The following is a 19,075-nucleotide window of genomic DNA, read 5'->3' as shown; positions in this document are numbered from 1 at the left end:
CATCCTCATACTGCAACGTCGGTTTCAGCGGGCCATGTCAGGGGCAATCGAATTACCGCCATCGCGCCGCGATGCGCGCCCGCGGCGAACGCGGGCGCATCGTCCAGCACCAGGGTGCCGCCGTGTTCTTCAATGATTTTCTTGACGATTGGCAGCCCCAGTCCGGTACCCTCTTCACGGGTGGTGACATAGGGCTCGAACAACCGTGCGCGGTCTTCGGGCAGGCCGATACCGTTATCCATGATCCGTATCTCGGCCTCGTCGCCGCCACGGCTGAGCGTGACGCGGATCTCAGGGGCATAGTCATCGGGCGCGCCCTTTGCGCGCAGCGATTGCGTGGCCTCGCCCGCGTTCTTGATCAGGTTGGTCAGGGCCTGCCCGATCATGGTGGCATCCAGCTCGGCCGGAATCTCGGCATCGGGCAAATCCGCGACAAGGCGCACATCGGGTTGCCCGGCCTCTTGCATCAGCACCACGCCGCGCACCAGCGTGCACAGGTCCTCGGGCTTGCGCACAGGTTCGGGCATACGTGCAAATTTCGAGAATTCATCGACGATGCGCCGCAAATCCTCGGTCTGGCGCACGATGCGCCCGGTCAGGTCCGTCACCTTTTCGGCGGCCTTCGGTTCCAGCTTGTCGGCAAAGCTGCGCTGGATACGCTCGGCCGACAGGCGGATCGGTGTCAGGGGGTTCTTGATCTCGTGCGCGATACGCCGCGCCACGTCACCCCAGGCCGCCATGCGCTGCGCGGCGACCAGGTTGGTCACATCGTCGAAGGCCACCACGAACCCCTCGCGCTTGCCATCTGCGTTGCGCCGGGTCGAAACCCGCACCAGCAGGTTTTCAAGCTGTCCGCCGCGGCTAACCTTGACCTCTTCCTGCACGGTTTCCGCAAGCCCCGCCTTTACCTTTTCGAACAGCGGCCCGAACTCTGGCACCGCCACGGTCAACGCCAGCGATTGCTGCTCTTCCTGCCAGTCGAGCAGGCGTTCGGCCGAACGGTTGACGAAGGTCACGCGCCCTTTGGTGTCAACGCCCACCACCCCCGACGTAACCGAGCTGAGCACGGAATCGAAAAGGCGGCGCCGCCGCTCGATCTGGCGGGTGTTTTCAAGCAGCGCGGCCCGCTGCCCCTTGAGCTGCCGGGTCATCTGGTTGAAGTAACGGCCCAGCATGGCGATCTCGTCATCACCGTCTTCCTCGACCACCTGCACATCAAGGTCGCCCTCGCCCACGCGCTGCGCGGCGCCTGTCAGCCGCCCGACCGGCCGGCTGAGCCGCTCGGCGAACCACAGCCCCAAGAGAACCGCCGCCAGGATCAGCAGCACCGCGAAACCCAGGTAAAGCAGCGCGAAATCGAAAAGCTGGCGCCCGCGCTCGGTCTCCTGCTGCTGGTAGAACCGCGCGGTTTCCTGGGTTTCGTCCAGCAGCGCCAACAGGTCGCCATCGACCGTGCGGCTGATATAAAGGTATCTGTCGGCAAGGCCGCGCAAGGGCACCAGTGCCCGGAACTCGTTGTTCGGCCAATCGGGGATCAGCGCCACACCCTGTTCGTTGGCGGTTTGCATCGCGTCGGGCGGTGGCATTTCGAAATCGAACAGGTAAGAACGTTGGCCACGGGCCTGTATCGTGCCCTCACCGTCGATCACGTAGGCCTCTTTCAGGCCGCGCTGGATGCGGCTTTGCCCCTCGGTCAGCACCACGCGCAGATTGCCATCCGAGGTAAAGCCCGTAAGCCGTTGCTGATCGGTGATGAAACCCGCCAGCAAAAGCGCGTCATCGCGCAAGTCGCGCCGTTCTTCCTCGTCATAGGATTGTGCCGCCGCCAGCGAGGCGCCGACAACCTGGCGCACCCGTTCGGAAAACCATGTCTCAAGCCCGATATTGATCGTCAGCATCGCAAAGATCGCGATCGTGATGGTCGGCAAAAGCGCCATCAGCGCAAAGGCCCCGGTCAGGCGCAAATGCAGGCGCGACCCTTCGGAATGAGCCCGCCGCGCGGCCACCAGCGAAACGACCCTTTGCAGCACCAGTGCCGCCAAAAGCAGCACGTAGACAAGGTCTGCCATCAAAACCAGGCGCAGCGAAAGCGACGAGGCCCCCTCGTCGAACGGGCCAAGTACCAGGAATGTCGCCAATGCCAACAGCGGGCCAAGCAGAACCAGGCCCAGCGTCAGGCCGTTCTGCACCCTGCGAAGCCGCCTGAGACGCAACAGACGGTCCCAGGTTGCCCTTTTGTGCCGTGTCCTGGTGGTCACGCACGCCCCCGATTTACGGCGCCCTACCGGCGCCTAACCACAATATATTGCGCGCAACACCAAGGCTGAGGCTCGAATATCACGCATATGTTGCGGTTTTACATCAACTTGCGGCGGCGTGTCACGGAAATATCCAGATCAGTGATCTTCTTTCTCAGCGTGTTCCGGTTGATGCCCAGCAGATCGGCGCATTTTGCCTGGTTGCCGCCCGTCGCCTCCAGCGCGATCTCGATCAGCGGTTCTTCCATCTGGCGCAGGATCCGCGCGTAGAGACCGGGGGGCGGCAGCATGTTGCCATGCAGGTCGAAATAGCGGCGCAGATGGCGCTCGATGCTGACCGACAGGTTGTCCGCCTCGCCGCCGCCCGACAACACCGGCTCGACCTCGGGCTGGCTGCCCAGAACGGCCTCGACCTCGGCGCGGCTGATTTCTTCGGCGCGGCCAGTCAGAACAAGGCGGCGCACCGCGTTCTCAAGCTGGCGCACGTTGCCCGGCCAGCTATAGGCGCGCATCAGCTCAAGCGCTTCGTCCGAAACCCGGCGCATCACCCCGGTGTCACGCTCGGCCCGAGCCAGGAAATGGTCGCACAGCAACGGAATGTCATCGACCCGCTCGCGCAGGCTGGGCAAATGCAGCGCGGCCCCGCCGATACGATAGAACAGATCCTGGCGCATCCGTCCCTGCTCCATCGCGGTGTTCAGGTTGGCCTGGCTGGTGGCCATGAAGCGCGGCACATGGTCGCCGGGTGTGTCCATCATGCGCACGATGCGGCCCTGCGCATCGGCATCCAGGTCGCCCAGCTCGTCGAACAGCAGCGTGCCGCCCTTGACCCGCGCCAAAAGCCGCGATGGCCCTTCGATATCAGCAAGATCGGCGGCCGCGACCGTGACGAAAGGCAATGTGCGGCGGTCGGAAAAATCGTGGATCGCGCGGGCAATCAGCGACTTGCCGGTGCCGGATTCGCCGGTGATCAGAACCGGCAGGTCGGTATTCATCACCCGCGCGACCAGTCGATACAGGGCCTGCATGGCCGCGGTGCGGCCCACCAGCGGCAGGTCATCGGGGCGTTCGGCGGCCTCGTCGGCCTCGGCCGGGCGGGCCGGGGCGCTGCGTCGCCGCGCCTCGAGCGCGCGGGCGGTGCGTTTCATCAGGTCTGGCAGGTCGAAGGGCTTTGGCAGGTAATCATAGGCTTCGGCCTCGGCGGCCTGGATCGCCGTCATGATCGTGTTTTGCGCCGAAATGACAATCACCGGCAGGCCGGGGCGGTCCTCGGCGATCTTGGGCAGCATCTCCAGCCCGTTGCCATCGGGCATCATCACGTCCGAGATCACCACGTCGCCCTTACCCTCGCCCACCCAACGCATCAGCGTGGTCAGCGAACTGGTGGCATGCACCTTGCAGCCGGCGCGCGTCAATGCCTGGGTCAGCACCGTGCGGATCGTTCGGTCGTCATCGGCAACAAGAACGGTGCCATCCATCAGATTGTCTCCTCTTCATTTTTCGGGGCGCGTGGCAACGAGATGCGGAACACCGTGTGCCCGGGCACGGAGTTCACCGAAATCCAGCCGCCATGGTCGCTGATGATCTTGCTGACCAGCGCCAGCCCCAGCCCGGTGCCGTTTTCGCGGCCCGACACGAAAGGGTCGAAGATGTCGCCGCGGATATCTTCGGGCAGGCCCGGGCCGTCGTCGATAACCTCGATCTGCAACGGCAGGGAATGACCCGAGCCATCGCTGCGGCGCAGGCGGAAGGAATGTTCGAAATAGGTGTGCAGGGTGATGGTGCCACCCTCTTTGCCGGCGGCTTCGGACGCGTTTTTCAACAGGTTCAGCACCACTTGCAGCAACTGGTCGGCATCGGCATGTGCCAAGGGCAGCGAGGGGTCGAACTGCTCGACAATCCTCATATGCGCGCCGAACCCCAGCAAAGCCGAGCGCCGCGCCCGGTCAAGCACATCGTGCAGATTGACCGCCCGGCGCACCGGGGCCGACAGGTTGCCAAATTGCTCGACCTGTTCCAGCAGGCCAACGATGCGGCGGCTTTCACTGACGATAAGGTCTGTCAATTCAAGGTCATCCGGCCCAAGGCTCATGCTCAGAAGCTGGGCCGCGCCAGTGATCCCGGCCAGCGGGTTCTTGATTTCATGGGCCAACATCTCGGCCATGCCGATGGCCGATTTCGCCGCCGATTTGACCGAGTTGCTTTGCGTCATGCGCCCGGCCAGCTCGCGCGGCGCAATCAGGAACAGCATATGCCCCTCATGACCCTGAAGCGGCGCGATCTGCAGGTTGCATTGCAGCGGCGCGCGCTCGCCCGTGCCCACGTCGACATCGTTGACGAAGAGCGGCGTGCCATCCTTGCGGGCGCGGGCAAACGCCTCTTCCAAGGGCGCGTCAATCGCCAGCTTGTCCCAGACGGGTTGCCCGATCAACGCCTTGGCAGAGGCGTTGAAAAACCCTTCGCCCGCCGGGTTGAGGTCGGCGATCCTGTCGTCGGAATCGACCAACAGCCCGGGTACGGGCAACGAATTCCACAAGGCGTTCTGTATGGCCGGGCTCATGCCGCGCACCGCTCGTTGCAAGCCGCGCGGGGCAGCAGCGCCAGAACCTCGCCCGGGTCGCGGCTGGTCAGGATGCGGCGGCGAAGCTGCGCGTCGCTGCCCAGTTCATCCATGTACCAGCCAAGATGCTTGCGCGCGACCCGCAGCCCAAGCTCGCGCCCGTAAAACATCAACATCGCTTCGTAATGATTTGAAATCATGTCTATAAGGTCATTTCCTCGTGGAATGTCGGGCGCCGGTTCATAGCCCAGTTCATGCGCGACTTGCGCAAGCGCCCAGGGGCGCCCCTGCGCACCGCGACCGATCATCACGCCATCCGCCCCGGATTGCGCCAACGCCTGGCGCGCGGTCTGCGCATCAATGATATCGCCATTGGCGATCACCGGAATCGACACCGCCCGTTTCACCGCGCGGATGCGTGCCCAATCGGCGGCCCCCTTGTAGAACTGGCACCGCGTGCGCCCGTGGATCACCACCATCCGCACCCCCGCGCCCTCGGCCCGGCGGGCCAGCTCCGGCGCGTTCTGGCTGGCATCGTCCCAGCCAAGCCGGGTTTTCAGCGTCACCGGCACCGCAACGGCGCCCGCCACCGCCTCGATCAGGCGCAGCGCGTGGTCGAGGTCGCGCATCAGCGCCGAGCCCGACAGACCGCCAACAACCTTTTTCGCGGGGCAGCCCATGTTGATGTCGATCACCCGCGCGCCGCTGGCCTCGACCATGCGGGCGGCTTCGGCCATCCAGTGCGGATCGCGCCCCGCAAGCTGAACCGAGGTATTCTCGACGCCGAATCCCAGCTCGGCACGGTCGCGCACGCTCTTCTTGGCCTCGACCACTTCCTGGCTGGCAACCATTTCGCTGACCACCAGCCCCGCCCCGAACCGCGACACCAGATCGCGGAAGGGCAGGTCGGTGATTCCCGCAAGCGGCGCCAGCAGCACGGGCGGGTCGATGGGGCGATTATCGAGGGTCAGTGTCATGTGCCTAAACCTTGTGCACTTGGCCTTGGCTAGCGCAACCGGCACCAAGTCACAACAAAACAGCGCCACTTTTTATGTCATTCGCCTGCAAACGCCTGTTTTTTGGGCGCACTTCCCGGCCCATCTGCTTTATTGCCCTTGGCCCCGTCACATCATATTCAGGCCAAAAGGAGTGCGCCGATATGAGCATCGCAGCCCTGATCGTTGCGGCCGGGCGCGGCACCCGCGCCGGGGGCGACCTGCCCAAGCAATGGCAGGTCGTGGCAGGCCGCCGCGTTGCCGACTGGACGCTGGCGGCGTTCACCGGCCATCCGCGCATCGACCATGTCGTGATGGTGATCCACCCCGACGATGTCAGCCGCGTGCCCGATGGCGTGGAAACCGTGCCGGGCGGTGCAACGCGCGACGCCTCGGTGCGCGCGGGGCTGGAGGCGTTGGAGGCGCGTGGCGTGACCCGCGTTCTGATCCATGACGTGGCGCGTGCTTGCGTGACCGCACAGGTTATCGACGCGGTGCTGGACATGCTGGACACCCATGCCGGCGCCGCTCCCGGCCTGGCCGTTACCGATGCGCTGTGGCGGGGCGCCGCGACGGTGACCGGCACGCAACCGCGCGACGGGCTGTTTCGGGCCCAGACGCCGCAGGGCTTCCATTTCGGCGCAATCCTGGCCGCCCACCGCGCCCATACCGGCGGTGCGGCCGATGATGTCGAAGTGGCCCGCGCAGCCGGCATCACGGTTGCGATCACCGACGGCTCGGACGACAATATCAAGATCACCCGACCGCAGGATTTCGACCGCGCGGCCGCGATACTGAAAGGACAGCAGATGCAGGCACCCGACATTCGGCTGGGCAACGGCTATGACGTGCACAGGTTCGGCCCCGGCGACCACGTTGTGTTGTGCGGGGTAAAGGTGCCGCATGACCGCGCCTTGCAGGGCCATTCGGATGCAGATGTTGGCATGCACGCAATTACCGACGCGATTTATGGCGCGCTGGCACAGGGCGATATCGGGCGGCATTTCCCCCCTTCCGATCCGCAATGGAAAGGTGTGGAAAGCCAGATTTTCCTGCGCAACGCGGTCGACCTGGCGCGCAACATGGGCTTTGGCATCGGTAATATCGACTGCACGCTGGTCTGTGAACACCCCAAGATCCGCCCACATGCCGCCGCGATGCAGGCCGCCCTGGCCAGCATCACCGGGATCGCGGTCGCGCGCATCTCGGTCAAGGCGACCACGTCGGAAAGGCTGGGCTTTACCGGCCGCGAGGAAGGCATCGCCGCCATCGCCACGGCCACGCTGGTGGCGTCATGAGCGCGTCGCGGCTGGTTTCCACATTCTTCGGCGCGGGGCTGTTGCGGCCCGCACCCGGCACTTGGGGCTCTGCCGTGGCGGTGGCGCTGGGGCTTGTGATCCACGGGATCGGGTCGTTTCCGTTGCTGCTTGCGGCGACGCTCGCGGCGATTGGCTGGGGGTTTTGGGCCTGCGAGGTCGAGCTGGCCGACAAGCCCGGCCAGGACCCGTCCGAAATCGTGATCGACGAGGTGGCCGGGCAATGGGTTGCCTTGCTGTTTCCATCGCTGGGCTTTTGGCTGATGGGACTGGACAACTGGCATTTCCCCTATCCCGGCTGGGTCGCGGCATTTTTCTTCTTTCGCCTGTTCGACATCTGGAAGCCCTGGGTGATCGGCCGCGCCGATCGCCGGCATGATGCACCCGGCGTGATGCTCGATGATCTTTGGGCGGGGCTGTTCGCGGGAATTGCCACGATGATCGCGGCCGGTGCGTTTCACGGGGTGATGGGATGAGCCTGCCACGCGAAATACTTGCGGCCTATACCGCGCGCGGCTGGATGATCGCCACCGCCGAATCCTGCACCGGCGGCATGGTGGGCGCGGCGCTGACCGATGTGGCAGGCTCCTCTGCCGTGTACGAGCGGGGCTTTGTCACCTATACTAATGACGCCAAGATCCAGATGCTGGGCGTCTCGCCCGCCACGCTGGAGTGCCACGGCGCTGTCAGCGAAGACGTGGCCGGCGAAATGGCACAGGGCGCGCTGGCGCGGTCGGCCGCGCATGTGGCCGTTGCGCTCACCGGCATCGCCGGGCCAGGCGGCTCCGAGCACAAGCCCGAGGGCCGGGTCTGTTTCGGACTGGCGCTCAAGGGCGGTGAAAGCCGCGTTGAAACAATCGAGTTCGGCGCCCGCGGCCGGGCCGAGGTGCGCGCGGCCGCGCGCGATCACGCGCTGCGCCTGCTGTTGAACGCAGCGGGCGGGGCCTAGCGCCGCCGCCGTACCCCGCGTCGCCCGGCTGATCAGATCCGGGCGCCCAGCCCATGCAGCAACCGCGCGCCGGCCTCGAAATACAGGCCCCGCAGAACAGTCCAGCTTTCGTCATGCCGGTCGACCGGGGCAAGTGGCAAGCCGCTTTCATCGCCGGTCAGCAACGCCCGCGCGCAGGCCCGCCCCATTACCGTTCCGGGCGCAATGCCCCGCCCCGAATAGCCGAACACGGCGTAGCCGCCCGGCCCCAACCGCTGGATTTTCGGGATCTTGTCCCCCGTCATGGCAATCCGGCCCGACCAGAAATATTCCAGCCCCGCCCCGGCGGCCTGCGGGAAGAGACGCGCAAGCGCGCGCGCCGCCCAGGAGCGGTGCAGCCCCACGGCATCGGGCTTGCCCATTGCACCAAGGATCAACCGGCCCGCCGCATCCTTGCGGTAGGATGTCATGATCAACCCGGTATCCCATGCCCCCTCGCCCCCGGGCAATATGCTGCCCGCCGCGTTCGACGACAAAGGCACGGTGGCAAGCTGAAAGAAATTGACCGGCGTCATCGGCGGTAGCCGCGCGCCCTGCGTTGGCCGGTGATAGGCGTTGGTGGCCAACAAAAGCGCACCCGCGCGCACCCTTGCCCCCGGCACATCAACCCGCCACCCGTCGCCATCGCGGGCCATGGCGGTGACCGGCGCACCCTGAACGATCTGCGCCCCCAGCCCGGCCGCCGCCCGCGCCAGGCCACGGACATACCCCATGGGCTGCACCGTGCCCGCGCGTGCATCATGCAGCGCACCATGAATACGGTCGCTGCCCAGCCTGCCGCGCGCCTCGGGCGCGTCCAGCAAGGCCACGGGGGCGCGCCGGGCCGCCTGCTGGCGGTGGCGGGCCTGCAACTCTGACATGGCTTTCGGCGTATGCGCGCAATGCAGCGTGCCTGCGCGGGTCGCCTCGCAGGCGATGGCATGGCGGTCGACCATTTCCCAGACCTGTGCCGGGCCATCGGCCAACGCGGCGTTCAGCCTCTGCCCCGCCTCGGCGCCCATCTTGGCCTCGACCTGGTCGGGTGGCAGCCACAGCCCGGCATTGACCAGCCCCACGTTCCGCCCCGAGCCACCATGCCCTACGGTTTCAGCCTCCAGCACGATCACCCGCGCGCCCTGCCCCGCCGCCTCCAACGCGGCGGCGCATCCGGTGAAACCGCCGCCGATCACCACCAGGTCGGCACCATGCTCGCCGCTCAACCGCGTGGCAGGCACCTCTTCGGTGCAACTGGCCGCCCAGAGGATGCCATTCATGCGCACAAATCCCTTGCGGCCGTCACGATGCCATCGGCCGACGGCAGCGTGGCGGCGTAGGCCGGGCCGGTGGCAATGAAACAATCCTCGGCACTGAGCCGGCGGGCATCAGGCCGGCCATGTTCCACCATCAGCGCCATCAGCGCCTCGGACTGGCTGCCGGTGCGGCGGCATTCATCGACGATCAACACCCGGTCACAGCCCTCCACCGCGGCCATGATCGCCGCCGGATCAAGCGGGGCCAGCCAGCGCAGGTCGATCACCCGCGCGTCGATGCCATCCGCCGCCAGCCGCGCCTGCGCCTGCCGCGACAGGTAATGCCCGTTGCCATAGGTCACGATAGCCAGGTCGGTCCCCTGCCCGTGCATGCCCAGATGACCGGGCGCGATCTCGACGCCGGCATCGGGATACCGCGTCAACCAGCCGCCATCGTCTTTTTCGTGCAGGTCACGCATGGGATAAAGCGCGATGGGCTCCACCATCACCACCACACGGGCCTGTTCACGCGCCAGGCGCACGGCGGCACGATGCATCGCCACCGCGTCGGCCCCGGTGCTGGGGCAGCCGATCATCACCCCCGGAATGTCACGTAGCACGGCCAGCGAGTTGTCGTTGTGGAAATGTCCGCCAAACCCCTTTTGATAGCCAAGCCCCGCAATGCGCAGCACCATCGGGTTGGCGTATTGGCCATTGCTGAAAAACGGCAGCGTCGCCGCCTCGCCCCGGATCTGGTCCTGGGCGTTGTGCAGATAGGCCAGGAACTGGATCTCCGGCATAGGGATGTACCCCTGCTGCCCCATGCCGATCGCCAACCCGAGAATGGATTGTTCATCCAGCAACGAGTCGATCACCCGACCCGGCCCGAACCGCGCCTGCAACCCCTTGGTGATGCCGTAAACGCCGCCTTTCTTGCCGATATCCTCGCCCGCCATCACCAGCCCGGGCGTGGCCAGCATCAGGTCGGCCAGGCCAAGGTTCAGCAGCTTGTTCATCGGCTGCGGCTCGTCCAGCGCGCGCAGGTCGGCCGGGCCGAACATCTGCTCGCGTACCTGGACGGACGGGCCGTTCAAACGCGGCAGTTCGCGCGCCGGCGGAACGAGCGAGGCCATCACGTCATCGGCCGTTTGCAGCTTGGGCCGGGCCGCCGCCTTTTCGGCAAGCGACTCCACCTCGTGCCAGATGTCGTGGTATATCTTCAGCACGTCCGCGCCATCGGCCACGCCCTCGGCCATCAACCGCGCGGCGGTATGAATCAGCGGGTCGTTCGCCTCTTGCTCCGCGATTTCGCCCTTGGGGCGGTAACTGGCCTCGACATCGGCGCCGGCATGACCGTAAAGGCGCACGCAGCTCATGTGCAGCACGGCGGGCTTGCGCCGTTTGCGCACCCAGTCGGCCGCCTGCCGCGCGGTTTTGTAGGTGTCGACGATATCCAGCCCGTCACAGGCGAAATACTCCAGCCCCGCGCGCGTGCGCAGACTGTCGCCAACCCAGCCCTTCGGCGTTTTGACCGAGATGCCGATACCATTGTCTTCGCACACGAACAACAGCGGCAGCGGCGTGCCCTGGTAGGTCGTCCACCCGGCCGTGTTAAGCGCCCCCTGCGCGGTGGAATGGTTCAGCGATGCATCGCCAAAAGAACACATCACCACCGAATCCGCCGGCCATTCCGGTGCCTCGAGCGGCATCCGGCGGCTCATGCCCACGGCGAAGGCCGCGCCCATCGCCTTTGGCAGGTGGCTGGCAATGGTCGAGGTCTGCGGCGGGATGTTCAAAGCCTTCGAGCCCAGAACCTTGTGCCGCCCACCACTGGTGGGGTCGTCTGAGGCGGCGGTGAAACTCAGCAACATGTCCCAAAGCGGCGTCTGCCCCGGCATCTGGCCCGCGCGCGCAATCTGAAAAGCGGCGTCGCGGTAATGCAGAAAGGCCGGGTCGGTCACGCGCAGGGCCTGGGCGATGGCGGCGTTGCCCTCGTGCCCGGACGAGCCGATGGTATAAAACCCCTGGCCCCGCGATTGCAGCACCCGCGCCATGCGATCAAGCTGGCGGCTGGCCACCTGCGCGCGAAACAGCGCCAACAGGTCGCCGCCAGACAGGTCGGCCGCCGCCGCGCGCCCGGACACGGGGGGCATATTGCCCGCCCCTACCCGCGCAAGAAAAGCCTCGTGCACACGCGTTGCCGGATCCATTCCGCTCCCCCTCTTTTCCCGTTGTCTCGTGATACGCCCGGCCGGGTGGGCTTGCCAAGACAGCGCGGGAAAAAATGCTCTGCGGTTCTGCACACGAACCGCGGAAGGCGTGCATATTCGGGCGGGATGGCCGGACTGAAGCCCGGCCTACCGTTTGCCTGGTCGGGGGGGGGCCAGCTCATTCGCATAGAAAAAGGCCGCCCCGAAACGGGACGGCCTTCCACCAAGTCACGCAAGATCAGAAAAACGCCTGCAAGCCCGTCTGCGCACGGCCGAGGATCAGGGCGTGCACGTCATGGGTGCCTTCGTAGGTGTTGACCGTTTCCAGGTTCACCGCGTGGCGGATCACGCCGAATTCCAGGCTGATCCCGTTGCCGCCATGCATGTCACGCGACTGGCGTGCCACGTCCAGCGCCTTGCCGCAGTTGTTGCGCTTGACGATCGAGATCATCTCGGGCGCGGCCTTGGCCTCGTCCATCAGGCGTCCCACCCGAAGGCTGGCCTGCAGGCCCAGGGCGATCTCGGTCTGCATGTCGGCCAGCTTTTTCTGGAAGAGCTGGGTCTGCGCCAGCGGGCGCTTGAACTGGTGCCGGTCAAGGCCATACTGCCGCGCGGCGTGCCAGCAGAACTCGGCCGCCCCCATCACGCCCCAGGAAATGCCATAGCGCGCGCGGTTGAGGCAGCCGAACGGGCCCTTCAGCCCCTCGACATGCGGCAAGAGCGCATCTTCACCCACCTCGACATTGTCCATCACGATTTCGCCGGTGACCGAGGCCCGCAGGCTCATCTTTTTCTCGATCTTCGGCGCGCTCAGGCCCTTCATGCCCTTTTCCAGCACGAAACCGCGGATCTTGCCGCCATGCGCCTCGGACTTGGCCCAGACCACGAACACATCCGCGATGGGCGAGTTCGAGATCCACATCTTGCTGCCGGTCAGCACATAGCCGCCATCGGTTTTCACCGCGCGGGTCTTCATGCCGGCAGGGTCGCTGCCCGCGTCCGGTTCGGTCAGGCCGAAACAGCCGATCCATTCACCGCTGGCCAGCTTGGGCAGGTATTTCCGGCGCTGCTCTTCGCTGCCATAGGCATAGATGGGGTACATCACCAGCGACGATTGCACCGACATCATGCTGCGATAGCCCGAATCCACGCGCTCGACTTCGCGTGCGACAAGGCCATAGGTCACGTAGCCGGCGCCGATGCCGCCATATTCCTCGGGGATGGTCGTGCCCAGCAGGCCCATCTCGCCCATCTCGGTAAAGATCGCCGGATCGGTCTTTTCCTCCTGGAATGCCTCCAGCACGCGCGGCTGCAGTTTTTCCTGGCAATAGCTGCGGGCGCTGTCGCGCACCATGCGCTCGTCCTCGGTCAGCTGGTCCTCCAGCAGAAAGGGGTCTTCCCAGTCGAAAGCGCCCAGATCGGGCATGTCCTTGGCGCGCAGGGCGGGTTTATCATCCAGCATGGCGGTCTCCTATTCGCGGTAATCATGCATTTTCCTTGTATTACCATGCCACGCGGGGCATGAATACCGCGTTTTCCGCATCTTTGCATGAGGTTTAGGAATACATGCTGGCACCGCGTCGCTATTTGCCCTCGGTTTCCGCGCTGCGCGCGCTTGAATCGCTCGACCGGCTGGGCAGCGCCACCGCCGCCGCGGCCGAGCTGAACCTGACGCAAAGCGCTGTCAGCCGGCAGTTGCAGGCGCTCGAAGAGCAGCTGGGCGTGCCCCTGGTCCGGCGCAGCGGGCGCCGGATGCAGTTGACCCCGGCGGCCAGTGAATATGTCGGAAAGGTGCGCAGCGCGCTCCAGCAGATCGCCGAGGCGGGCCTGCACCTGCATACAACGCCAACCGGCGTCGGCACCGTCAGCCTGGCCATTCTCCCGACCTTCGGGATGCGCTGGCTGGTACCCCGCTTGCCCGAATTCACGCGCCGCCACCCGGAGGTGACGGTGAACCTGTCCACCTGCCTGACGGCGGTGAATTTCGACAACGAACGCTATGATGCGGCCATCTTTTTCGGGCCTACCCCGCCCCCGGCCTGCCATGCGCTGCGGTTACGCACCGAAAGCGTGATCGCGGTCTGCGCGCCGAGCCTGCTGGACGAGCAGGAACTACAGGCAGCCCAGGACATCCTGTCGCTGCCGCTCTTGCATATCCAGACCCGCCCCGACGCCTGGGGCGAGTGGCTGGCCCGTCACGGCGTAACGGCGCGGGGCCAATCCGGCATGGTCTATGACCAGTTCAACACGATCACGCAGGCCGCCTTGCACGGGCTGGGCGTGGCGTTGTTGCCCGATTACCTGGCCGAACAGGACCTGGCCACAGGGCGCCTGGTCGCGGCATGGGGCAACGCGGTGGAAAGTGCGGGCGCCTACCACCTGATCTGGCCCAGGGCACGCCCGGCCAGCGCCGCGCTGATCGCGTTTCGCGACTGGATGGCCACGCAGGCCGAGGATGGGGATTCCCTGCCACGCTGACGCGCAGCCCGCCCATTCATGTAGCAAGGCCCCCCAACAAGGCCCGATTGGCCCGGAACGGCCCAGACCTGGCAACGCCGCGCACCGACGGCTCAGGCGCGACCTTTGCAAACCCGCTTATCCCAGCGCGTAGCCTGTGCCGCGCACCGTGCGCAGCGGGTCGGCCCCGCCATGCGCCGTCAACGCCTTGCGCAACCGCCCGATATGCACGTCGACCGTTCGTGTATCGACATAGATATCCCGCCCCCAAACCCGGTCCAGCAACTGGTCGCGCGACCAGACCCGGCCCGGTTTTTCCATGAAGGTCGACAACAAGCGGAACTCGGTCGGGCCAAGTTTGAGCGGCGCGCCCGCGCGGGTGACGCGGTGGGTTTCGGCATCCAGCACGATATCGTCGAATTCCAGCCGCAACCCCGCGGCCGCGGGACGCGCACGACGCAGCTGCGCGCGCACCCGCGCCATGAGCTCGACGATGGAATAGGGTTTGACCACGTAATCATCGGCGCCGGTTTCCAGCCCGCGCACCCGGTCAACCTCTTCTGATCGGGCCGATAGCATGATGATCGGCACGCTGCGTGTTTGCGAGCGCATTTTCAGGCGCCGGCACACCTCGATCCCCGACAGGTTCGGCATCATCCAGTCCAGCACGATGACATCGGGCTGTTCTTCTTCGACCAGCAGCAGCGCATCCTCGCCGTTATCGGCGCAGGCAACCCGGAACCCCTCGGCCTCCAGGTTATAAGACAGCACCTCGCGTTGGGCCGGTTCATCCTCGACAAGCAGGACAGTGGGCTGGTCTGCACTCATCGTCACTGCCCCTGCGGCCCGGTTGCGTCTTGCGACGTGGCGTCGGCCTTTGGCCGGATATCCTCGGGCAGTTCACCGGTGACAAGGTAAACGGTCTGCTCGGCGATCGAGGTTACATGGTCGCCCATCCGCTCGGTGTTCTTGGCGATGAAATGAAGATGCATGCAAGCGGTGATGTTGCGCGGGTCTTCCATCATGAAGGTCAGGAACTCTCGGAACAGCGCGTTATACATCTGGTCCACGTCCTCGTCGCGCTCGATCACGTCACGCGCCAGCTCGGCGTCGCGCTGGATATAGGCATCCAGCGCATCCTTCAGCATCAGCTGCACCTCGCGCGCCATGCGCCGCAGCGCGGCATGGGCGCCGTTGATGGGCGGCATCTGCACCAGCACACCGGTGCGCTTGGCCATGTTCTTGGCGTAGTCGCCGATCCGTTCGAGGTTGGCACTGATCTTCATCACGCTCAACACCACGCGCAGATCGACCGCCGTCGGCGCACGCAGCGCGATGACGCGCGCGGCCTCTTCGTTGATGGCCTCTTCGAGCGCATCGATAGCGCTGTCGCCCTTGCGGACCTTTTCGGCCAATTCCTCGTCACGGTCTTCAAGCGAGCGCGCGCCATCGAGAATCGCATCCTCGACCAACCCGCCCATCTTCATGATCTGGGCCTGGATCGCTTCGAGGTCGCGATCGAACGCCGAGAAGATATGGTCCTGCTTGTCGTGCATCTGCAATGCCCCTTCAGCCGATCCGGCCGGTGATATAGCTTTCGGTGCGCGGATCTTCGGGATTGGTGAAGATCTGGCTGGTGTCGCCGTATTCCACCAGGTTGCCCAGGTGGAAGAACGCGGTTTTCTGGCTGACGCGCGCGGCCTGCTGCATCGAGTGGGTGACGATCACCACCGAATAGCTTTGCCGCAATTCGTCGATCAATTCCTCGACCAGGGCCGTCGCGATCGGGTCGAGCGCGCTGCAAGGCTCGTCCATCAGCAGCACCTCGGGCTCGGTCGCGATGGCGCGCGCAATGCACAGGCGCTGCTGCTGGCCACCCGACAGGCCCGTGCCCGGCTCGTCCAAGCGGTCCTTGACCTCGTCCCAGATGGCACCGCGGTGCAACGCGCGTTCCACGATATCGTCAAGCTCGGCCTTGTTGCGGGCCAACCCGTGGATGCGCGGCCCATAGGCGATGTTGTCATAGATCGACTTGGGAAAGGGATTGGGTTTCTGGAACACCATGCCCACCTTGGCGCGCAGTTGCACAGGGTCGATACGCTTGTCGTAGATGTCCTGCCCATCCAGCAGGAACGACCCCTCGACGCGGGCCGTGCCGATCGTGTCGTTCATCCGGTTCAGGCAGCGCAGGAAGGTCGACTTGCCACAGCCCGAGGGGCCGATGAATGCCGTAACCGTCTTGTCCTCGATGGCCACGCTGACATCCTTGATGGCGTGGGTGTCACCGTAAAAGACTTGGCAATCGTTGCAGTCGAACTTGATATCGTTGCTGGACACTTTGTTCTCCGTGATGTGCGGCGCGTCATACATGGCTTATCCTTGATCCTACCCGATTTCCAACACCGATCGAAACGACGGCACAGCGCGCGCCCCTTGCGAAAGCCCGGGCGCTTGCATTTGGGCCCGCGCGCCCGCCAAGTCATGAAACCGGCGGGCGCGATCTATTTCCGGGGCATGGACTGCTCTTGCTCTGGGGCCACCCGATCACCCCACGATGATGCTGGCCGCGATAATAGGCCGGGCCTGCTGTGCTTTTGTGACAAGAGTGTTACAGTTTGATGACAACCGGGCGGAGCGTGGGGAAAACTTTTTAAAGTTCTGTTTTCAAATCATAAACCAAGGCGGGCTCTGACAAATGCACGCTCGTATCGCGACCTATTCCTGCAAGGCCCGGCCAAAGCGCGGGTATCGGCGCGCCGTTGTCATGGAATCGGCACCGAAGACGATGCACCGCCGGGGCCGCCCCCGGCGTTCAGGCGGGCGGGCCGGATCGGCCGGATCGGCCACTGTCATATGGCAGGATGACGGAAAACCGGCTGCCTTGCCCCGGCGCGCTGTCAATGCGCATCCGCCCCCTGTGCCGGTTGATGATATGCTTGACGATGGCCAGCCCCAGCCCGGTGCCCCCCATCTCGCGCGAGCGGTGGCTGTCGACACGGTAGAACCGTTCGGTCAGGCGCGGGATATGCAGCGTCTCGATGCCCGGGCCATCGTCGGAAACCGTGGCGCGGACCGCGTCGCCACGCAGACCAAGGCCCGGTGCCGGCCCATCGACTGACAAGCCAACGGTACAGCCCCGCCCGCCATACTTGATCGCGTTCTCGATCAGGTTCGTGAACACCTGGCGCAGCTGGTCGGGATCGCCACTGATGATCACCGGTTCTTCGGGCAAGGCCTCGTCAAAGATGACCTCGTTACGTTCGGCCAGTTGCGTCAGAGACCGCCGGGTTGCGCGCAGCAGGTCAGCAAGGTCCACCGGGTCGTTGGGCCGCATGCGTTCCTGCGCCTCGACATGGCTCAGCGACAGCAGATCCTTGACCAGCCGGTTCATCCGGTCGGCCTCGCGCCCCATGATGCCCAGGAACCGGTCGCGCGCGGCCGGGTCATCGCGCGCTGGCCCCTGCAAGGTTTCGATGAACCCCGAAAGCGCTGTCAGGGGCGTGCGCAATTCATGACTGACATTGGCCACGAAATCACGGCGCATCTGGTCTGCCTGCTGCATATCGGTGGTGTCTTCGAACACGGCCAGCACGCCGCGCAGCTCGGCCAGGTCCAGATGCGCGCAGCGCACGCGATAGGTGGTATCGTGCTGCCCGTCATTGGTCAGGTATCGTGTTTCCTGCGGTAGGCGGCTGTGGCGGCACCCCTCGATCGCATCCAGAACCGAAGGCTGACGAATCACGGTGATCAGATGCCGCCCGGCAATATCCGCCCCGAAAAGCGGCGCCGAGAGCGCGTTGGCCGCAAGGATCCGGTCATCTTCCGAGACCAGCACCGCCGCGTGCGGCACGGCAGCGGCAATCTGATCGGCCGCGCTCATGCGCCCCGCGCGGCGGAAACCGCCTGCGTGAACTGAGCGCACAGCGCCACGGGCTCTTCCAGCCCGACCGAAACGCGAAAAAACCCCTCGCCGATCCCCAGCGCGGCGCGGCCTTCGGGCGTCAGCGCCCGGTGCGAGCTTGAGGCCGGATGCGACAGCGTGGTGCCCACATCGCCCAGCGTCGGCGCAAAGGAAATGCCCTCGGCCGCACGGGCAAAGGCATTGGCCGCCGCGCGGCCGCCCTCCAGTTCGAACGACACCATGTTGCAGCCGCGATTGCCCAGGATCGCCTGCGCCCGCGCCGCATCGGGATGATCGGACCGCATCGGGTAAAGCACGCGCCGCACGCCCGGCAGCCCCGCAAGGTGATCGGCCAGCGTGACGGCGGTCGCTTCGGCCCGGTCAAAGCGCAGGTCGAAGGTCGCCAGCCCGCGCTCGGCCAGCCAGCAATCGAACGGGCTGGGCGTCATGCCGGTGGTGACCGCGAAATCGTAGATCGCCTTTTGCAGTTGCGGGTCGCGCGCCACGGCGTAGCCCAGCGTCACGTCGGAATGTCCGGCCAGCAACTTGGTGACCGAATGGATCACGATATCCGCCCCGTGTGCAAAGGGCTTGAACGCGCGCGGCGTGGTAAAGGTGTTGTCCACCACCAGCAGCACGCCCTTGTCGCGTGCCACGGCGGCGATACCGGCCATGTCGGCCACCCGCAGGGTCGGGTTCGACACCAGTTCGACCAGGATCATGCGGGTCTCGGGGCGGATCGCCGCCGCGATGGCCTGCGCATCGGTCGGATCGGCCAGGGTGGTCGCAACGCCCATGCGCGGCAGATCCTGCCCCATCAATCGCAGCGAACGCCCGTAAAGCTGGTCGCCGCCCACCACGTGATCGCCGGCCTTCAACAGGCCAAGCATCACGGCGGTCACCGCCGCCATGCCCGACCCCAGAACGATGCCACCCTTGGCGTCTTCCATCGTGTCGATGCGACGCGCCAGCAGGTCTGCATTGGGGTGGCCCTCGCGCGCGTAGGTATAGCCCGCGGTGCGGCCCTCGTACTGGTCATCCAGCGCGTCGGGCGTTTCCGAGGCATACACCACCGACGGCATGATCGGCGTCACCACCGGCCAGCTTGCGCTTTCCGGCAAACCCTCGGGCCGGATCAGAGTGCGTTTGTCCTTGTTCATT

General features: G+C 65.5%; 16 protein-coding genes. 4 read left to right on the top strand and 12 right to left on the bottom strand.

The features are described from left to right. Window positions 1-5: 5 nt before the first annotated feature. From M8744_RS02960 to dusB, 4 genes are all read right to left on the bottom strand, one after another. Window positions 6-2,189 carry a sensor histidine kinase NtrY-like gene (locus M8744_RS02960; RefSeq protein ID WP_251409146.1) on the bottom strand — a complete coding sequence of 728 codons (2,184 nt, stop codon included), beginning with the start codon at window positions 2,187-2,189 and terminating at the stop codon, window positions 6-8. A gap of 167 nt (window positions 2,190-2,356) precedes the next feature. Further along, entirely contained in the window at window positions 2,357-3,736 is a 1,380-nt protein-coding gene (locus tag M8744_RS02955; RefSeq protein WP_251409143.1) for a response regulator, read from the bottom strand. After that, the gene (locus M8744_RS02950; protein WP_251409140.1) at window positions 3,736-4,818 is read right to left on the bottom strand and encodes a two-component system sensor histidine kinase NtrB; all 1,083 of its coding nucleotides are present in this window, start codon (window positions 4,816-4,818) and stop codon (window positions 3,736-3,738) included. Before M8744_RS02950 ends, M8744_RS02955 begins: the two co-directional genes overlap by 1 nt. Further along, window positions 4,815-5,795, bottom strand: coding sequence for a tRNA dihydrouridine synthase DusB (gene dusB, locus M8744_RS02945; protein WP_251409137.1), 981 nt, complete (start codon window positions 5,793-5,795; stop codon window positions 4,815-4,817). The genes M8744_RS02950 and dusB overlap by 4 nt, the downstream gene beginning before the upstream one ends. A 182-nt stretch (window positions 5,796-5,977) precedes the next feature. Between dusB and M8744_RS02940 the strand changes: the two genes are divergently transcribed. From M8744_RS02940 to M8744_RS02930, 3 genes are read left to right on the top strand one after another with little or no spacing between them, the layout of a single operon-like run. Beyond that, a complete protein-coding gene (locus tag M8744_RS02940) occupies window positions 5,978-7,111 on the top strand; it encodes a bifunctional 2-C-methyl-D-erythritol 4-phosphate cytidylyltransferase/2-C-methyl-D-erythritol 2,4-cyclodiphosphate synthase (protein WP_251409134.1) in 1,134 nt (377 codons plus the stop codon). Next, the gene (locus M8744_RS02935; RefSeq protein ID WP_251409131.1) at window positions 7,108-7,605 is read left to right on the top strand and encodes a phosphatidylglycerophosphatase A family protein; all 498 of its coding nucleotides are present in this window, start codon (window positions 7,108-7,110) and stop codon (window positions 7,603-7,605) included. Before M8744_RS02940 ends, M8744_RS02935 begins: the two co-directional genes overlap by 4 nt. Further along, on the top strand, window positions 7,602-8,078 hold the full coding sequence (locus M8744_RS02930) for a CinA family protein (protein ID WP_251409128.1): 477 nt from the start codon (window positions 7,602-7,604) through the stop codon (window positions 8,076-8,078). The genes M8744_RS02935 and M8744_RS02930 overlap by 4 nt, the downstream gene beginning before the upstream one ends. Before the next feature lie 32 nt (window positions 8,079-8,110). Here M8744_RS02930 and M8744_RS02925 read toward each other — a convergent pair whose 3' ends face one another. From M8744_RS02925 to M8744_RS02915, 3 genes are all read right to left on the bottom strand, one after another. Next, the gene (locus M8744_RS02925) at window positions 8,111-9,370 is read right to left on the bottom strand and encodes an NAD(P)/FAD-dependent oxidoreductase (RefSeq protein ID WP_251409125.1); all 1,260 of its coding nucleotides are present in this window, start codon (window positions 9,368-9,370) and stop codon (window positions 8,111-8,113) included. Then, a complete protein-coding gene (locus M8744_RS02920; protein ID WP_251409122.1) occupies window positions 9,367-11,556 on the bottom strand; it encodes a dehydrogenase E1 component subunit alpha/beta in 2,190 nt (729 codons plus the stop codon). The genes M8744_RS02925 and M8744_RS02920 overlap by 4 nt, the downstream gene beginning before the upstream one ends. Window positions 11,557-11,794: 238 nt before the next feature. Then, window positions 11,795-13,018, bottom strand: coding sequence for an acyl-CoA dehydrogenase (locus tag M8744_RS02915; RefSeq protein WP_251409119.1), 1,224 nt, complete (start codon window positions 13,016-13,018; stop codon window positions 11,795-11,797). A gap of 104 nt (window positions 13,019-13,122) precedes the next feature. Here M8744_RS02915 and M8744_RS02910 point away from each other — a divergent pair, with 104 nt between their 5' ends. Next, the gene (locus M8744_RS02910) at window positions 13,123-14,034 is read left to right on the top strand and encodes a LysR substrate-binding domain-containing protein (RefSeq protein WP_251409116.1); all 912 of its coding nucleotides are present in this window, start codon (window positions 13,123-13,125) and stop codon (window positions 14,032-14,034) included. A gap of 117 nt (window positions 14,035-14,151) precedes the next feature. On the opposite strand, the gene phoB is transcribed toward M8744_RS02910, so the two are convergent. The 5 genes from phoB to M8744_RS02885 all read right to left on the bottom strand — a co-directional run bounded on the left by phoB (window position 14,152) and on the right by M8744_RS02885 (window position 19,074). After that, complete coding sequence (gene phoB, locus M8744_RS02905) at window positions 14,152-14,841, bottom strand: phosphate regulon transcriptional regulator PhoB (RefSeq protein WP_251409113.1); 690 nt, start codon at window positions 14,839-14,841, stop codon at window positions 14,152-14,154. A 2-nt stretch (window positions 14,842-14,843) separates the two neighbouring features. Beyond that, entirely contained in the window at window positions 14,844-15,569 is a 726-nt protein-coding gene (gene phoU / locus M8744_RS02900; protein ID WP_251409108.1) for a phosphate signaling complex protein PhoU, read from the bottom strand. 13 nt (window positions 15,570-15,582) lie between these two features. After that, window positions 15,583-16,383: a phosphate ABC transporter ATP-binding protein PstB gene (gene pstB / locus M8744_RS02895; RefSeq protein ID WP_251409104.1), complete on the bottom strand. Its 801-nt coding sequence runs from the start codon at window positions 16,381-16,383 to the stop codon at window positions 15,583-15,585. Between the two features lie 442 nt (window positions 16,384-16,825). Further along, complete coding sequence (locus M8744_RS02890; protein ID WP_251409101.1) at window positions 16,826-17,893, bottom strand: ATP-binding protein; 1,068 nt, start codon at window positions 17,891-17,893, stop codon at window positions 16,826-16,828. After that, window positions 17,890-19,074: a trans-sulfuration enzyme family protein gene (locus M8744_RS02885; RefSeq protein WP_251409098.1), complete on the bottom strand. Its 1,185-nt coding sequence runs from the start codon at window positions 19,072-19,074 to the stop codon at window positions 17,890-17,892. The genes M8744_RS02890 and M8744_RS02885 overlap by 4 nt, the downstream gene beginning before the upstream one ends. Between the last annotated feature and the right edge of the window lies 1 nt (window position 19,075).

Origin of the sequence: Lutimaribacter degradans, assembly GCF_023703375.1 — a bacterium.
Taxonomy (GTDB): domain Bacteria; phylum Pseudomonadota; class Alphaproteobacteria; order Rhodobacterales; family Rhodobacteraceae; genus Lutimaribacter; species Lutimaribacter degradans.
This window is presented reverse-complemented; position numbering and strand designations above follow the sequence as displayed.

What these genes read in the sequence shown, in the direction of transcription:
- M8744_RS02910 (WP_251409116.1), top strand. Translation starts at nt 13,123, where the DNA reads ATGCTGGCACCGCGTCGCTATTTGCCCTCGGTTTCCGCGCTGCGCGCG.
- M8744_RS02940 (WP_251409134.1), top strand. Translation starts at nt 5,978, where the DNA reads ATGAGCATCGCAGCCCTGATCGTTGCGGCCGGGCGCGGCACCCGCGCC.
- M8744_RS02935 (WP_251409131.1), top strand. Translation starts at nt 7,108, where the DNA reads ATGAGCGCGTCGCGGCTGGTTTCCACATTCTTCGGCGCGGGGCTGTTG.
- pstB (WP_251409104.1), bottom strand. Translation starts at nt 16,383, where the DNA reads ATGTATGACGCGCCGCACATCACGGAGAACAAAGTGTCCAGCAACGAT.
- phoU (WP_251409108.1), bottom strand. Translation starts at nt 15,569, where the DNA reads ATGCACGACAAGCAGGACCATATCTTCTCGGCGTTCGATCGCGACCTC.
- M8744_RS02950 (WP_251409140.1), bottom strand. Translation starts at nt 4,818, where the DNA reads ATGAGCCCGGCCATACAGAACGCCTTGTGGAATTCGTTGCCCGTACCC.
- M8744_RS02930 (WP_251409128.1), top strand. Translation starts at nt 7,602, where the DNA reads ATGAGCCTGCCACGCGAAATACTTGCGGCCTATACCGCGCGCGGCTGG.
- M8744_RS02925 (WP_251409125.1), bottom strand. Translation starts at nt 9,370, where the DNA reads ATGAATGGCATCCTCTGGGCGGCCAGTTGCACCGAAGAGGTGCCTGCC.
- M8744_RS02885 (WP_251409098.1), bottom strand. Translation starts at nt 19,074, where the DNA reads ATGAACAAGGACAAACGCACTCTGATCCGGCCCGAGGGTTTGCCGGAA.
- M8744_RS02890 (WP_251409101.1), bottom strand. Translation starts at nt 17,893, where the DNA reads ATGAGCGCGGCCGATCAGATTGCCGCTGCCGTGCCGCACGCGGCGGTG.
- dusB (WP_251409137.1), bottom strand. Translation starts at nt 5,795, where the DNA reads ATGACACTGACCCTCGATAATCGCCCCATCGACCCGCCCGTGCTGCTG.
- M8744_RS02955 (WP_251409143.1), bottom strand. Translation starts at nt 3,736, where the DNA reads ATGGATGGCACCGTTCTTGTTGCCGATGACGACCGAACGATCCGCACG.
- M8744_RS02920 (WP_251409122.1), bottom strand. Translation starts at nt 11,556, where the DNA reads ATGGATCCGGCAACGCGTGTGCACGAGGCTTTTCTTGCGCGGGTAGGG.
- phoB (WP_251409113.1), bottom strand. Translation starts at nt 14,841, where the DNA reads ATGAGTGCAGACCAGCCCACTGTCCTGCTTGTCGAGGATGAACCGGCC.
- M8744_RS02915 (WP_251409119.1), bottom strand. Translation starts at nt 13,018, where the DNA reads ATGCTGGATGATAAACCCGCCCTGCGCGCCAAGGACATGCCCGATCTG.